The organism is Xenorhabdus innexi, assembly GCF_002632485.1.
In the GTDB taxonomy this organism is placed as follows: Bacteria; Pseudomonadota; Gammaproteobacteria; order Enterobacterales; family Enterobacteriaceae; genus Xenorhabdus; species Xenorhabdus innexi.
In genome coordinates this window covers 1-299 of record NZ_NIBU01000291.1, presented here as the reverse complement: position 1 = coordinate 299, position 299 = coordinate 1, and the positions used below count along the sequence as shown (strand labels likewise).

Below are 299 nucleotides of genomic sequence, written 5' to 3'. Positions count from 1 at the left end.
CTGACCTGGGTGCAGCATCTGGCCGGATTACTGCCGGTGACCGGGCGCTCAACCGGCACCGGGCATCCGGGGTTCAGTTTCTTTAACCGGGGCGGGGCACCGCTGACTTTCGATCCGATGAACAAACAGGATCGCACCCAGAATGCCCACTTGCTGCTGTTTGGCCCGACCGGGGCAGGGAAGTCTGCCACCCTGTGTGCCTCGCTGATCCAGTTAATGGCAATACACCGGCCACGCCTGTTTATTGTCGAAGCCGGTAACAGCTTTGGCCTGCTGGCCGATTACTACGAAAGTCTGGG

At 60.2% G+C, this 299-nt stretch carries 1 pseudogene; it reads left to right on the top strand.

Annotated elements, in window-relative coordinates:
* Nucleotides 1–299 (top strand): annotated as a pseudogene (locus Xinn_RS21665) (conjugative transfer ATPase); the annotation flags it as partial.